The sequence below is a fragment of the Terriglobales bacterium genome (assembly GCA_035567895.1).
Taxonomy (GTDB): Bacteria; Acidobacteriota; Terriglobia; order Terriglobales; family Acidobacteriaceae; genus Gp1-AA112.
The window spans coordinates 1-14,876 of sequence record DATMPC010000013.1 but is presented as its reverse complement, the minus strand read 5'-3'; the positions used below and the strand labels follow the sequence as shown (position 1 = coordinate 14,876).

At 53.3% G+C, this 14,876-nt stretch carries 15 protein-coding genes; 6 read left to right on the top strand and 9 right to left on the bottom strand.

What is annotated here, in order from left to right; all coding sequences use genetic code 11:
• Positions 1-14: 14 nt before the first annotated feature.
• The 4 genes from VNX88_03975 to VNX88_03960 form a co-directional block, all read right to left on the bottom strand.
• Entirely contained in the window at positions 15-509 is a 495-nt protein-coding gene (locus VNX88_03975) for a ferritin-like domain-containing protein (GenBank protein HWY67796.1), read from the bottom strand.
• Between the two features lie 305 nt (positions 510-814).
• Positions 815-1,036 (bottom strand): hypothetical protein, encoded by a 222-nt coding sequence (locus VNX88_03970; protein ID HWY67795.1) that lies wholly within the window; start codon positions 1,034-1,036, stop codon positions 815-817.
• A gap of 89 nt (positions 1,037-1,125) precedes the next feature.
• Positions 1,126-1,566, bottom strand: a complete 441-nt coding sequence (locus VNX88_03965; GenBank protein ID HWY67794.1) for a YtxH domain-containing protein — start codon at positions 1,564-1,566, stop codon at positions 1,126-1,128.
• 172 nt (positions 1,567-1,738) lie between these two features.
• On the bottom strand, positions 1,739-2,098 hold the full coding sequence (locus VNX88_03960) for a hypothetical protein (GenBank protein ID HWY67793.1): 360 nt from the start codon (positions 2,096-2,098) through the stop codon (positions 1,739-1,741).
• A gap of 974 nt (positions 2,099-3,072) precedes the next feature.
• Here VNX88_03960 and VNX88_03955 point away from each other — a divergent pair.
• The 3 genes from VNX88_03955 (at position 3,073) to VNX88_03945 (ending at position 5,652) form a co-directional block, all read left to right on the top strand.
• Positions 3,073-3,744 (top strand): hypothetical protein, encoded by a 672-nt coding sequence (locus tag VNX88_03955; protein HWY67792.1) that lies wholly within the window; start codon positions 3,073-3,075, stop codon positions 3,742-3,744.
• A gap of 4 nt (positions 3,745-3,748) precedes the next feature.
• A complete protein-coding gene (locus VNX88_03950) occupies positions 3,749-4,549 on the top strand; it encodes a DUF1080 domain-containing protein (GenBank protein HWY67791.1) in 801 nt (266 codons plus the stop codon).
• A 404-nt stretch (positions 4,550-4,953) separates the two neighbouring features.
• Positions 4,954-5,652, top strand: coding sequence for a hypothetical protein (locus VNX88_03945; GenBank protein ID HWY67790.1), 699 nt, complete (start codon positions 4,954-4,956; stop codon positions 5,650-5,652).
• A 451-nt stretch (positions 5,653-6,103) separates the two neighbouring features.
• Here VNX88_03945 and VNX88_03940 read toward each other — a convergent pair whose 3' ends face one another.
• The 3 genes from VNX88_03940 to VNX88_03930 all read right to left on the bottom strand — a co-directional run bounded on the left by VNX88_03940 (position 6,104) and on the right by VNX88_03930 (position 9,971).
• The gene (locus tag VNX88_03940) at positions 6,104-7,081 is read right to left on the bottom strand and encodes a hypothetical protein (protein HWY67789.1); all 978 of its coding nucleotides are present in this window, start codon (positions 7,079-7,081) and stop codon (positions 6,104-6,106) included.
• 1,816 nt (positions 7,082-8,897) lie between these two features.
• Positions 8,898-9,071, bottom strand: coding sequence for a hypothetical protein (locus VNX88_03935; protein HWY67788.1), 174 nt, complete (start codon positions 9,069-9,071; stop codon positions 8,898-8,900).
• Between the two features lie 51 nt (positions 9,072-9,122).
• Positions 9,123-9,971 carry a hypothetical protein gene (locus VNX88_03930; protein ID HWY67787.1) on the bottom strand — a complete coding sequence of 283 codons (849 nt, stop codon included), beginning with the start codon at positions 9,969-9,971 and terminating at the stop codon, positions 9,123-9,125.
• Positions 9,972-10,732: 761 nt separating this feature from the next.
• On the opposite strand from VNX88_03930, the gene VNX88_03925 reads away from it, so the two are divergent.
• The 3 genes from VNX88_03925 (at position 10,733) to VNX88_03915 (ending at position 13,816) form a co-directional block, all read left to right on the top strand.
• Entirely contained in the window at positions 10,733-11,281 is a 549-nt protein-coding gene (locus VNX88_03925) for a hypothetical protein (GenBank protein ID HWY67786.1), read from the top strand.
• A 485-nt stretch (positions 11,282-11,766) separates the two neighbouring features.
• The gene (locus tag VNX88_03920; protein ID HWY67785.1) at positions 11,767-12,633 is read left to right on the top strand and encodes a hypothetical protein; all 867 of its coding nucleotides are present in this window, start codon (positions 11,767-11,769) and stop codon (positions 12,631-12,633) included.
• 7 nt (positions 12,634-12,640) lie between these two features.
• The gene (locus tag VNX88_03915) at positions 12,641-13,816 is read left to right on the top strand and encodes a patatin-like phospholipase family protein (protein ID HWY67784.1); all 1,176 of its coding nucleotides are present in this window, start codon (positions 12,641-12,643) and stop codon (positions 13,814-13,816) included.
• Between the two features lie 30 nt (positions 13,817-13,846).
• Here VNX88_03915 and VNX88_03910 read toward each other — a convergent pair whose 3' ends face one another.
• A complete protein-coding gene (locus tag VNX88_03910; GenBank protein ID HWY67783.1) occupies positions 13,847-14,134 on the bottom strand; it encodes a hypothetical protein in 288 nt (95 codons plus the stop codon).
• A gap of 117 nt (positions 14,135-14,251) precedes the next feature.
• The coding region (locus VNX88_03905) for a hypothetical protein (GenBank protein ID HWY67782.1) at positions 14,252-14,876 on the bottom strand (625 nt) is incomplete at its 5' end.

Sequence of the window (14,876 nt, the reverse complement as noted above, 5' to 3'; positions counted from 1 at the left end):
CTGCGGGTGGACGGCTAAGCCGCCTTCTCCGCTTCCACGTTGATCTTGCTGGCTAAGTTCGTGAGCTTACTGTCGGTTTGCTTCTCTTCATCCAGTGTTTTTTGCAGGATTTGCGCGGCGCGTTTGTTGCCCAGTAACTCGGCGTAGGTGCGCACGCAGCCGTATCCGGCCATCTCGTAATGCTCCACGTGTTGAGCGGCTGCAATTAACCCAGCGTCCATTACTTCAGGCCCGGCGTCTTCTTCCATCCACTCCTTGCCTTCCTCGAGCAGCCCTTCCATGCCCTTGCACTTCTTGCCCTTTGGGCTCTCGTCCAAATCCTCGAAGATCTGTTCCAGTCTCTCCACGTGTCCTTTGGTTTGCTCCAGGTGCTCTTCAAAGCCCTCTTTCAGTTCTTTCGACGACGCAGCTTTGACCATCTTGGGCAAAGCCTTAAGGATTTGATTCTCCGCGGAATACAGATCCTTCAGCTCTTCGACAAATAGTTCCCGTAACGACTCCATCTTCATAAGCCATACTCTCCTTGAACGTGGGATGCATCTGTTGGAAGGTCGAGGGCTGCTGATCGCACAGAATTGCAGAAAAAGACAAAGAATTTCTACGCAGTTCGGGTCAGTGCCTTAACCTGGCGCAGCTTTTCGCTGTTGCAGCCACTTTGCAACTTCAGTGGAGCACAAAGTGAAGCTGCACATCCGATTCAGCAAGCACAGCGCGCAAGACTCTATACCAAAACCAAAAGCCAAAGTAAGTCTTAGGACGCGGAAAGAGTCTTGTCAGTTAATCTCTTCACAGCTTCCCGTGTTGGGGTGGTTTCTCAAGACGCAGGAACTAAGACCACCTGCGTCGCCACTAGGGTCTGATCTATGCATACCGTCACGAGATATTCTCCCGGGTTTCCGGAACACTGGAGTTCACGAGCTACCTGCTCAGCGATCGCGTGGGCTCTCACCTCGTTATTCGCACGTTTGGGATAGCCTTCCACGCTCTCGATGCCGGGGTGATGATAGACATCTACTACGAAAGAGGCCTCGCTCATGAGTCGGTTCAGTCCTTCCAATTGGAGGTAAAGATTTCTGTTGCCGAGCGAGGGACCTCTCGGTTTCGCGCCAGCGCGGTAAACCAGTCCTAAGCAGCTTCGTCGTCGACGAGAAGTGTCTTCTTAAGCGTGGTCATGATTACTTCCGACAAGATCCCGTCCTCTATCAGCCGATCCGCCGAGTTGTATGGTCTGCTCTCGATGATGCGGCGCGCGGTGGCATCGCCGATTCCTGAGACGCTCATTAACTTCGTCTTGCTCGCGGAGTTCAGGATCACCAGGAGGCGAGAGGCTTCTTCCGCCTGACCTTCGCCGATCGAGTCTGGCTGATGCGGTTCGTTCGCCGTGTCCGTGAGGCTCTCAACGGACTCGCGCACTGCGCTGACGATAGGTTCGGACGATTCGTGCAGCTGATCGGCGAGCGGGGTGAGTCTCTCCATCACTTTCTTCCGTGTTTCCGAACCTGCTGCGGGCGCGAGCAGCAAACCTACTCCGAATCCCAGGCCTATCCCGACAAAAAAACTCTTCATGGCTTCTCCTTTAACTGCTCTTCTGCGTGCTTTCACCGAACTATGTCGCTCTTACTTCTGATGCGTCGTCATCTCAAGCGAGTACTGTTGCTCAGCGATATCTCGCACGATAACGGTTGAAAAATAAGAGCCCTGCTTCTGCAGGGCTCTCGTCCTTAGCATGGAAATGTGCCTAAACAGCTCTGGGTAGAGGTTTATCCCTCTTTTCCGAATCGGCACTCGCTTCTCCGGTAGAGGCTATATCCTGCGCGCCGGTGCGCTTTAGAATTTCTTTTGCTTTCTTTGTCCAGTTGGAATCGTCGCAATGGACGGACAAGAGAATTCCGCCCTCTTTGAGTCTGCCCTCGTAACGTTTCGCTTCATATTCGGGAATGCCCATGCCAATGAGGGCTCCCGTGATGCCGCCCACTGTGCCGCCCACTCCGGCTCCAGCCAAAGCGGCCATGATCGGGCCAGCCGCGATAAACGGCCCAACGCCGGGGATTGCCAGCGCGCCGATTCCGACCAGCCAGCCCAAAGTGCCACCGATCACCGCGCCCGAACCGGCTCCGGTTGCCGTTCCTTCCGGCGCCTTGGTGTTCTTCTCGTGCGCGAACTCTCTAGTGCCTTGCTTGTCGGGGAAACCAGAGTCTCCGATTTTGGCTTTCAGTTGTCCACTGTTTTCCCGTTACGGGGAAACGACGGGAGCCCGTTACGGGGACAACGGGAGATCGACGGGAAACAACGGGAACCCTACGGGAAAGTCTTAAGATTTGCCCAAGTCGGGTGAGGCTAACATGCTGCTGGCAATGCCTTGCTCGGAACGGCTTTGACGTTCCCGTTTGCGGAAATGGTACAAATCGAAAACTCAACCCGGAGTTGCATACTTCATCGCAGCCTACCCTCTCCGCCGCGGCGGACGGAGAGTAGGGCACCCACCTGGTGGGTCCGTTGCGGGCTGTTCTGAAAACCGTACCAAAAAACGTCTTGACAAACGGATATTTCCCATTATGATTCAACCGCGGCAGCACTCCCCAATTAGACCCTTGCCAACACTGTGTATGTCGCCCCGTGCCTAGAAGCACGTTTACCGGCCGAACTTCGCGAGCTCGAAAAGAGCGTTTGAAGCCGCTGAAGAGAGGTAATATTTCGCACTCAACATCATCTCCTCATTAAACTGCATTCGCGAATCGTCTTTGAAGTGCCATTACGGTCCGCGCGGCCCGAAGGCTCATCGGCCCAAGTTCCTTCAAGGAGAGTTCCATGGATGCCGGTGGCAAATGCGCGGCAGATTTCCATCTGCTTCAAGCTACTACTAGAAGTTCAATACACTCATCAAATAAGGCGAATAACTATCTAGTTACGGCGGTACGAATCTGCCGAGCGGTACTCGTCTTTTTTTGGCTCAGCGACGGCCAGTACGGTGCAGCACAGTTTGCCAGTGCTGATTCCACGCTGAATCTTGCCCGCTCGGTGAGTTTGGCTGACGCAGTTATTCACGGGAAGGTCGTCCGGATCGAGTACCGAATGTCAGATCAAACGGGCGATGGCGATTCGCTTCCCTATGCTTTTGTGACTTACAAGATATTGAAAGTTGTGCGCGGCCGGGTACTCGGTGAGACCTTGACAATTCGAGCACTTGGCGGACTAGATCATTCTGACCGGCTGCTTTTCGTGGATCACATGCCGTTCTTCGGGATAGGAGATGAAGACATTCTTCTAGTGCGAGGAAACGGTCAGCGAGTTTGTCCATTTGTGAACTGTTCTTTTGGACGATTTCGTATTGCAAACGACCGGGTATACAACGGATTCGCCGTGCCAATAACGGTGTGTAAGAACGGGAGCCTTAAATTGGGGAACGGAGTCAATGCATCTTTGCTGAGCGCGACAATTCCGAGAGAGGTGCCGTCTTTTGACACGATGCTCAAGACTCCTTTTGCTCAAAAGCGGATTCGGGAAATGGGTGCCATTTCACTTGATGCTCTGAGGGAACGGTACAACAGAGAGGCACCCAAGGAGATAACTGTGACCTACGGTGGCGAGGAGAATTCCAAGTCAGGACCACGGCAAACGGAGCACTCAGTCTTGCCGGAGGAGTGCGGTCCAGTGTTAACGAACGAGTTCCTCACGATGCTGCATACCGAGGCAGCAAGACTTCCACCAAGCGGATTGATGGAAAGTCGCCGACGGCTACTTTGAGGTGATGCCTGATTCCGGTGATCTGTTCACGCGGCAGGCCTTTGGCGATTGTCAGCTTCACGTCGAGTGGGCTTCGCCGGCGGTGGGCAGGGGCGACTCTCAGGCGCGGGGCAACAGCGGCGTATTCCTCATGGGGTTGTTCGAGGTGCAAGTCCTCGATACATGGCAGAACCCGACATACGCCGACGGAACTACTGCGGCGATCTATGGGCAGTACCCTCCTCTGGCAAATGCAACCAAGCCGCCGGGCGAGTGGCAGACATACGACATCTTCTTCCGCCAGGCTCGCTTTGAGGCAACAGGGCACCTCACCAAGGCTGCGCGGCTGACAGTTGTACACAATGGTGTTCTGGTTCAGGACGCTGTGGAGCCCTCCGGACCGACCGGCTTTCATGACCGGCCGCCCTATGTCGCGACGCCGGACAAACTTCCGTTGTCGCTGCAGGATCATCATGATCCCGTCCGGTTCAGGAATATATGGATTCGCGAGCTGCCAGCCGAACAGCCTGCGCTGCAAGCTTCTGATCTTGTACCCTTACGAGTTCGTCCCGAGATCTATGCGGAATATGCGGGGCACTACGCGGCCAGCAGTGGGCAGGCGGCGTTCGACATTGCATTCGACGGAAAGAAGCTCATGCTCAACAATCCCAACGGCCGCACAGTCGAATTGCTGGGCATAACCGAAGACGGCTTCGTCGCCCGTGAACTTCCCATTCGCGTGTTTTTTACTCGCGAGAACGGAAAGGTAACAGGAGTCGTCTTCTTCTGGGCTGGAGCCTATCACGCGGTGAGCAAGACAAAATGACAGACCAATACTGGAATTGTGTGCCGACGGTCGCGTAGCTGCCCCGGCAACTCCAAGCTCCCGCGGCCGTGAGGTATCCGCAGGATAGGGCCATTTTGAGTCCCCCCTCCCATATTTCAAGAGTGCAGCACACCCGCATATTTACAGGCTGTTTGCAAGTTTGGGGAGTTTGTCTGGTGAGGGTTCGGTGAGGGTTCATTCGGAAATATTGGTCACGAATAGGTCACGTTTCAGGATCAGGTCGTGCCCCGGAAATCTAGAATTGAACTTTCAAAACTAGGGAAATCTAGGGGAGCGGATTGAAGCCGTGAGTCAGTGGACATTCCCGGAAGGCGCTCACCCAGCTCTGGTGCCCGACTAGCGGATGGGAGTTTTTCTTGATATTGTTCACACCCACTTTATCCATGCACGCTCTTTTGAATCTTAAGGACTACACCGCCCTGCAGCTCGCGATCTACGCGGTCGGCGCATATCTGTGGGTCATTGCGTACTTCATCTACATCCGCAACGGATTTAAGTATGGAGTCGTGGAGATGCCGGCATTTGCGGCGGCGAGCAACTTGGGTTGGGAGATCAATTGGGCACTGATCTTCAGAACCGATCTGGGTTTGCTCGCGGTTTGGGCGGACAAGGCCTGGTTCTTTCTCGACTTGCTTATTTTTTATCTGGTACTCAGGTACGGTTGGAAGCAAACGGAGATTCCATTGCTCCGGAGATATTGGACCCCAGCTTGTATTGTTGTTTTCGTCTGCGCGGCGTTCTTCTATGGGACGTTTGTTAAGCAAGGACTAGACGTGGGTGGCTTCCTGTCGGCTTATATCTGTCAATTGCCGATTTCATTTCTGTACATCCCGCTTATGTTGCGTCAGAAGAGCCTGGTTGGCTGGTCGAGATGGACAGCTTGGACTCGTACGCTCGGCACCGGAATGATCGGCGTCTTTGTATTCATGCGATATCCGCATATGCCATTTTTGCTGACCGCAGCAGTGATCTCCACCGCTGTCGATTTTGTTTACATTTATCTATTTACGAAGCGCCACAAAGAATTAGGAAAGAGGCAGGAAGCCAAATTTGCGCTGATGCCCAAAATGGAACCCGTGTAACGTTCCCTAACGCACGGTGTATTGGGTGGGTGCAGAGTACTGTGCTTCGCCAAAATTCTGTCTGGCTTTGAATTCAGCGACATGGCTGTTAGCCGAACTTTGGGCATCTGGTATAAGTCCGGTCCATGTTCCGCCTGCTGAGGCTTCTCGTAGGCCTGTTGTGTCGCTGCTTTCGTTCCCATAAAGATCTTCTGCTGGAGAATCTGACTTCGTCAGCTTCGAAGGTGAGACCGTATTGAGCAAGACGAGGGAAGCCACAGCCGAATTGTGAATTGTCTCGGATAGCCGGACAAGTCACTAGTGTGGTCAGTTTTTTGGAAGCGTGATGCTGCTGATGGGACGCAAGATAGCGGACGGTCCAGCAGATCGTGACCTTCACGTGGAGCCGATCAAAGACGTAGTAAAGACGTGAATAAATGATGGGCAGCTTGGTGAGCCGGGCATTCCGTAGCTAATTAAATTGTCCTCCGAGTGCTTTAAATGCGTTCCATTGCGTCTCCAAATGGTGTTCGTTTATCAGCTTCATGAAAGCCGAATCCTTCTCAGTCTCATCGATCATGTCTTTAAATCTAACTACTGCCGCTGGGTGATCGTCGTCGTCCCCTAAGGCCTCCGGTGAAAATCCTTCGATACCTACGAAGAACACAAGGACTGGCATGGCTGCCATTGGAGGGTAATCCATTTCAACCATCTTTCGAAAACCGAAAAGGTCAGCTCGTTCCTCCTTTGCAACCTGCTCAGAGGGTGTCACTTCGCGAGTCACGTCAAAACCTCTCGCCTGATCCCTTTCTTTCTGCTCGGGCTTCACCATTCTGAAAGTGTTATCGTGAAATTTGTGGTGGCAAAATTCGTGGCCGATGAGATAGATAAGACTGCCTTGGATCAGGTATTCGCGAAGATCATCGGCTTTCTGATTGCTTCGAAATGTCGCCTCAGTCAGGCCCCCGCAAATGTCTTTTCGAAGCTGCCAATATCCGAATGCCATTGCCACAGGTTCCGCTGGTCGACCGTGCGCCACTAGCCAAGTGTTATTACGCGTTCCTTCTCCCAAATACTCCACATAAGACCCCAAGCATTCGGGTGTATTGAACGCTTGGGCCGCTGCCATGACTGTTGCCATTGAATCTATAACCTGGAGAAAGCTTGATGTGATTATGGTTTGGTGGTTAGGCAACGAAAAAGCATTCGTGTTTCCAGTGATCTTAATTTCGTAGTCGAGACTCGATTCGAGAGATCTGTCTTCAGGATTCAAGGCGCGGCGGAACCTCGGACGAATGTCAGATATGAGGCGATCTCCATTTTGCGCATACGACTTCCACAATGCGTTGATCTGTGATGGAGACATAAGTTCACTTGGAGGTTGAGACGTTTGCGCATCAAGTGCCGGCATTACAACGCTAAGGAAAACAACAATCCATTGCCATTGCATTAGCGACTCCTTAGAAACGTGTCGTGGTCCCAGGCCTCGATCTCTGAATATGTGTTCTGAAAGTCAGCCGATTGTTGTCGCAGTACTGCGGGATCATACGAAACTTTATCGTGGATGGAATAAAATTGAAGGCTCATCTGCCCGAAGTGCGCAAACATTAAAGACCTTTTGTAAACATCCAAAGTTTGATCGGCCTTATTGATCGCGTTTCTGTTGCCCTCGTCGAGCCTTTGGGATAAGGGGGGCAACGCAAGGAGATGAAACGTGTTTATTGCGGCCACAACATCGCGATCATTCGACGCGCCCGCTTTCTCTGCGTAGACGAGCTTGTCTTCCTCTGCTGTCCTTGAGGGAACAGCCGATACTGCGGTAGCTCTCGGTTGTTCCTCGGCCTTTTTTCCGGTCGTTATTTCTAAAGGGTGGGAGATCGCAGACACAAATGCCACCGTCGCGAAAAGAGCGAAGAAAATGCCAGGGCCGACATGTTGAAGTCTTGCGGACCAGGTATGTGCCTTAAACTCGGCCCTTTGCGAATCCAGCACGCCTCTTCGAAACAAGTCCCAACCAAGGATCAACGACAGTCCGGAGAGACCGACGATTGCTATACGCTCTAGCGCCCGACTCCAAGCAGAAATTACGAAAGGGTCCATGTTCTGCATCCTCCCTCGCATGTTGAGAATACGGACGCTGATTCCGAGAACACCACTACTTTGGTTTTCGCGGAAAGTCAGTGAGAAGAAAGCCCAGGGTAGTGAAGCAGGATTGGGCAGCGAAGTTAGTCGATTTCGAGAAAGTTGTCAATGGCGGATAGGAGGGTGTCATTCCACAATAGAACTGTTCGCCGAAAGAGAGGTATCTCACGATCTGGCTCCTCCGTGATCCACATTCCGGGAAACGACTTGATTCGTTATCCTGCTTCATCACTACTTTGATCCATTCGATAGCCGCCTCGAACCGGGCAACAATATCGGCGTGGTTAGCGGCACTCCAGCTCTCGCGAAACGAAAAGTCTCCTTTTCAAAATAGAGACGTGATAAACGTGCGGGTGATTGTCGAAGTCAAAGAACTGCCTGACATCAAGATTGAGTTTGTCAAGTTCCTTAGAGTCCATGAGCACGGCTGTGTAGCAGGCTCACCGGACTTTGTGTTCCCTCCTTTGTTGAAATGGGAACGGATCTTCTTGTACGGTTTTCGTAACGTGAGAATGGCACATGATTCGACGAACGTACCCTCCGGCGGCTTCCATTGATCCCATATGCCTGCGAACGCAAACAGAGACCCATCCTTCATTCCGAAGTGGAAAGGCTGCTTCGTCGTTCCGCTCCGCCTCCACTCGTAGAAGCCATCTGCTGGAATCAAACAGCGGTGTCGCTCGACGCTTTCGCGAAACGCTGGCTTCTCACAGAGAGTCTCGCTCCGGGCATTGATTTGCCCCATAGATGCGTCTTTCGCCCAGGATGGAATCAAGCCCCAGCGTATGGAAGAAATGACTCGCGTAGAGCCGTTCATCCGAACGATTGGCACTAATTGGGTCGGGGCGATGTTGTAGCGTGGAGTTAGATCTCCGTCGTTGGCGCAGACGGCATCAAAATCATTCGCGAGCTTATCGGCACGCGTCAATCGGTAGCGCCCACACATGGACGGATTTTACTCGGTCGGTAGAAATCGGCGGAAACAGGGAGCATCAAGGAAGCCTGCAGGGTAGGGTCGACCGTTCCCAAATGCGGCGAAGCCAGAGTGCCTGGTACTAGCTGACGCGAACCCAAGAAACATTCACAGCATAACGTCGATCAGCGAGGAGCGGGCGGACTCGACACTAGGGTTCTTGCTCCTGTTCTCGCGCCCGCTCATCGAGTTGTTCTTTAATGGACTTGTTTTTCGGTGCGTGGTCAGGCACCTGTGCTCCACGCCGCAATCCTTCGATACGATCACGCAGTCGCTTGGCTCTCTCGACTTGTCCCTGTTCGGTGTGAGACTGGTTGTCTGGCATCACAAACCTCTTGCGAGGTTCCTCCTCGAGGGGGCAGCTCTCCCTCAAATCCTACGCCAGTTTCTTCATGTAATTGCGCAACGCCTTGGCCCGTGCAGTACTTGTTTTAGCGAGAGGCCATCCTTTGACCGCCTTCTTCATAGCAGGCATGATCCGGTAATTTTCGTCCTTTCTGGCTTCGCGAACCTTTTCATCGACTAATTCACGAAGGCTTTTGCCGTGAGTAGAGCTGATCACTCCCAGGTCTCGTAATTGAGTTTGACCGTTCCGGACGATGACTTGGTACCAGTGATTGTCGACTGGGTTGCCGAAGCTGACGTACCCGCCTTCCAGTACGGTGTGTGGGGCCTCGATGTTGCCCCCAAAACTGTACTGGACTCCTTCGGAGGCAATGGGATTGTAGTAATCCGGGGTGATGAAGTCGGACACCGGCACGCCATTGGCGGTGTACGCAAATTGCGCGTCTTCGCAGGGATCACAGACTTCAACCAAGTAGACGACACGCTCGAAGCTCGAGACTGGATCGGGTGCGCCGGTCGGAGGGGCTCCGGCGATGGTTCGGCTGCCAAATGGATCTGCCAGCATTTCCAGAACTTCATGGCTCGCGGTCAAGGGCCAGTTGGCATCGGCCTGAACGAGCGAGAAGGGTTGTCCATTATCGTCGGTGTGGTAACCGGCGGCTCCTGGCTGGTTGATGTCGTCCCGCAGGATCACCGGCCAATAGTCGACGGGCACCGATTCCAGTGCATCGAATGCTGCAACCGTAGCATCGACCTCCCAAATCGGGCCGAAGTCGCGGGTAGCTTGCTTTTGTAACGCCGCCGCGACCGCCGAGACCTGGCTGGAGTCGACAACCGGGGTATCCGAGACCAATGCGACATTATGTGTAAGGGCGCTCATTTTACTTATCCTCTCTCGATCTCTGCTTCTGTGGCTTGGCAGAGAAATCGGTTTGACTGGTGGTGAAGAACTTCTACAGCCTGTACCGCTAATATCTTCTTGCCATACTCGGCTGCAGTTAGCATCTCGTCAGGAGGCGCAGGTCTGTCATGTCGGGAAGCTTCGCCATTGAAGAAATGTGGGGGTTCCGAAACCCATAGATTCGCCTAATCTACTTGGGCCGTATACCAAATCAGCCCTCAACTTACAGCTACAGCCCGATTCGGAATGTTGCAAGCCAAATGCCAGACCAATCCTATGACGCAAGACTCGATCAGTGGACCCACCGGCGGCTTCCACCTGTTCCATATACCTGAAAGGCAAACAGTGAGTCGTCTTTCATCCCGAAGTGGAAAGGCTGCCTTGATTTGCCGCTCCGCCTGTCGAGTCGGTCTGCCCGTGTGAGTCGATATCGTCCGCACATATCGCTGAAAATTGTAGCCTGCGGGTAGCGGGGTCTTTGCCTCTACGATTTCGACTAGAAGAGCCGTCGCTGTTAACCAGTCGGCTACAAAGTTGTGATGAGACAAACCGTTATGTTCATACGGAAGATTCGATCCAAGGGCATTTCTCTTTAGCGATCTTGTGCCGTCAAGAACTTAAGGGAACTCTTATTCCCGCAGTGGCTTTGGCAAGTGGCTTGCATCATGCCGGTTGTTAGCACTGGACTATTGTCGATTGATCGATATCAAGTCCGGATTGGCAAACCGAAAGGAGAGCACATGGATGCAAGAATCGTGCTCTTTTTCATGACGGAGTTCGCAGGCTTGGTGATGGTTGCCGGTGGCATCTGGTTGATCTACAAGCAGAAGATCTATGTCGACAAGGAATCGCAGCAACCCTTGGAGGTGGGGTTGCCGGGGGGCTTCACTTTCAAGAGTAACTATCCTGCGCTTGCGCTATTTGCTCTGGGCTTCTTTCCGTTGATCTATCCCTTCGCCGAGCTGTCTAAGTTGACGGAATATCCCCACGTCGTCACGGTGAAACTCACTGGTGTCCCGAACACGAACGTCTATCCTGCGCTTGTTTATGCGTCTGTGGCTCCATACGCAGTTACCAGAGAGGGGGATTCCTTCAGCGTCCCAGTTCCCTTTATAGGAACAGGCGATCAAGAATACAAAGTGTTACTTATCGCGAACGAGCATGTCTTGGACAGCCAAACCGCGAAGAAATCCGGCAAGGGGGAAGTCGAAATAAAATTCAGACCAACGATTCTAGAGCCTTCGGAATATAAAACAACCGACACACCTACCCCCCCGAGCTATAAGTGAGGCACCGCATGTTCAGGAACGCCACGATCATGGTTTTTCTCGGGTGCTTAATCGTGGTTCTCGCTTATCCACAGACCGCCAAGTCGTTTACCGGCCGCGTTTTCGATGCCCAGACCAAACGAGGTATTGAAAATCTTGAAATCAAATTGAGACCGCCAAGCGGTTCCAAGTTTCCAAGCATGATTGGTAACACTGATCAGAGGGGCGTATTCCGTTTTTCTCAAGTAAGACCTGGCCGATATTTGCTAGAAGTCCATCAAGGGCCTTACGTGCTCTACAGGGCCGAGACCGACACTTCAAGGGTAGACACCCTCGATATCCCGATTCATCGGCGGTGAGGAGAAGCAGCGATGCGGTTACGGTCGTCAGCGGCGGCCCGCCAGAGAAGCCCGTTATGGAACCCTTCTCCCTAATCGGCACGGCCGTGATAGAGTGCCGTGCATCCCAAACCGGCCCCGAATACTACGCCTAGCGGAGAGTGGCCTATGCAAGTTCGAGCATTGATCCTTTCGTTCCTAGTTGTATCCTCTGCCCAAATTGTTCCAGCCCAACACTGCGGGGGCACGGAGCGATGGGCGGTAAAAGACGGCACTGATCCAGCCGCTCAGCAGATCAATTTCAACAACATCACGCCAATACAGGTTTCAGACCTGCTTTCGATTCATCAGCCCAGCATTCCAACCAACAACACAACTCGAGTGGTTCCGGACGAGACACATCTCTACCGAATTTCCGCACGCTTGGTGAAGTGGAAGAAGGAGTGTTGCCAAGCAACGGACGACAGCGACTATCACCTGGTCATGACAGACGAGACTCTGCAGTTTTCGGACGAAAACAACGGGGTTCCGGTTACCGGACACAGTTTTGTAGCGGAGCTTCCTGACCCGGGCTGTCTTTCGGGGCGCAACGGTACCTTCGGAACAAGCTCGCCATTCTTTCAGTCCGGTAACCCACTGAACGTCACCGGTGCCCGTCAGTCGCTCGAACAACAAACTCAGAGTCCTGCTTTCAACGGTAGCTGGAATGAAATGAATGGAATACCCGTTGAGATCATAGGCGTTGGATTCTTTGATCGCGCGCACAAACAGACTGGCCGCTCGCCGAACAACATCGAGATTCATCCAGTGCTTTCTATCAGCTTCAACCCCGGTCCTGGGCCCGGGCCTGGTCCAGGTCCCACGCCGCAGCCGACCGGACAGAACTGGGAATACAAGTTGATCACGTCGACTACCGCTCCGGACCTACTTAACCAAGCAAACGATTTGGGCGGCCAGAGTTGGGAACTCGTGAGTGTGGTCGTCGATACTACTCGGCCCGATAAATACGTGGGCTATCTGAAGCGGAAGAAATAGATTTCAAATGCCGCAAGACACCGATGCATATCGCAAACTACTCGATCCCATTCGGTTTATTTCCGATGACGACCAAGCCAAACAGCCGCGTCCTGGACTGGCGTTATGTCTGTCTGGAGGCGGCTACCGCGCCGTGGTGTTTCACCTTGGGACACTTTGGCGCCTCAACGAACTCGGCTGGCTCAAGAAGTTGGTGCGCGTCTCAAGCGTCTCCGGGGGATCGATTACTGCGGGAGTTCTCGGGCTTAAGTGGAAGAAGCTCGCTTTCGACCAAAATGGGCACGCTAGCAATCTGGTCGACGAAGTCATTAAGCCAGTGATGGACTTTGCCGGCCACACTATCGACGAAAAATCAATTTTCGGAGGGATTCTGAATCCGTTTAAGAGCATCGCGGATGAGGTAGCGAATGCTTACCGCAAGTACCTCTTCGGTACGGGCACCTTGCAGGATCTGCCGAGCGATTCGGAAGGCCCTCGATTTGTCATCAATGCGACTAATGTTCAAACAAAAGTTCTGTGGCGTTTCAGTCGAAAATTCATGGGCGACTACCGTGTCGGCTTGGTGCTCAATCCTCAGACAGAACTGGCGATTGCGGTGGGAGCGTCCTCAGCATTTCCTCCGGTGCTTTCGCCAGTCAAGTTGAAGCTCGATCCAAAACAATTCGATCTGCCTAGCGCGGGCGATCTGCAGAAACCTCCATACACGGAGCAGGCAATCCTTACCGACGGTGGCGTCTACGACAATTTAGGTCTTGAGACTGCATGGAAGGAATATGACACCATACTCGTCTCCGACGGAGGTGGGGCCACTGCAGACGAACCGCACCCGCATACCGATTGGGCTCTGCACAGCTATCGGATCTTGCAGCTCTTAAATAATGAGGTTGGCAGCTTACGCAAACGTTGGGTGGTCGGTTCTTTCGCGATTGGGCTGCGGAAAGGCGCTTACTGGGGCATCCGCACGGACATTGCGAATTACAAATTGGCTGACGCATTGCCGGCGCCTTTTGCGAATACGAGCGTACTCGCTGATACTCCCACTCGTTTGAAGGAAATGGATAGGAGTTTGCAGCAACGCCTCGTTAATTGGGGCTATGCCGTGTGCGATGCCGCCATGAGAGCGCATGTCTCAAGTGGCGAAATATCCAAGCCTAAGTTTCCTTTTGAGGGCGGCGTCGGTTGAAAATGGCGTACCTGGTTACTTGCAGTGACTTCATTGGACGGGGACGTTCACGCCTGGAAACAGCAGCGACAGTTCCCATTGCAGGTAGGCTGCCGTCGCATCAGGCTCGAGTCTTGTTATCGTGCCGCGAAGCTGACGCGCCTTCTCCTCTGCATCGTCGACATCAGCTCCAATAATCACAGCGTCGATCTTTTCGTGTTCCTGGAGGTGGAGTACTTCCGAAATAGCGAGAGCTTCGAAGACGCGGTAGCCGGCCAAGCTCAGTTCGTCTCCGAGCTTTGAAGGGGAACGACTGGTGAGGTGGACGATGGAGATCATGCCTGTTCGGAGACTTTCGCGAGCTTAATCTTAATTCCCATGCGGGGATTTTGAAATGCGAACTGATCTGCGCGGCCAGAAACAACCGGCTGTCCTAAGCACAGTCACCCACTATAGTCACTTTCGCGAACACGCATTTGCTGTACGTTTGCCCCAATTGAATGTGCGGAACGGATCGGTTGAGATTACACGAGTGCGAACTCCGTCGATCAAATTTGGCACAACTGCGGATTTACCTGCCTCGACAAATACCACCAACGCCGCTTCTCCTGGACTGTCGTTACTTGCTCCTACACCTACACCGAGGATCGCAGCATTTGTCATTAGCTCTTCCGCATGTTGCTCCTTTGCCGTGCGAGCCTTGCTGAGTTCCGAATCTGCAATCACTGCGGCAATCTCGTGTTGTCCTCCCTGCGGAGATGCCACTGTTGGACTGAAGATCACTCGGGTGCGGACCCCGTCGATTTGTGAAGGTATGGGAAGCCTCGGCCTCTGATTGAACAAGAGAACGACAGCAGATTCGTTCGGATTATCCTCGCTGCGTCCAACCTCCACGCGATCGACCGCCGGGTCCTGCATGAGTTCAAACATGCGGTGATTACGCGCGAGCGTTGCGCGCACAACTTCGCTTTGCCGCAGTCCGGTTTTCGACTGCGGTCCGGGAATCCCACCTTGTGCTTGCGATCCTGCAGGGCATGAGACTGGATGATCGGGGCCGCCGACAACTTGCGGAGCTACGCTA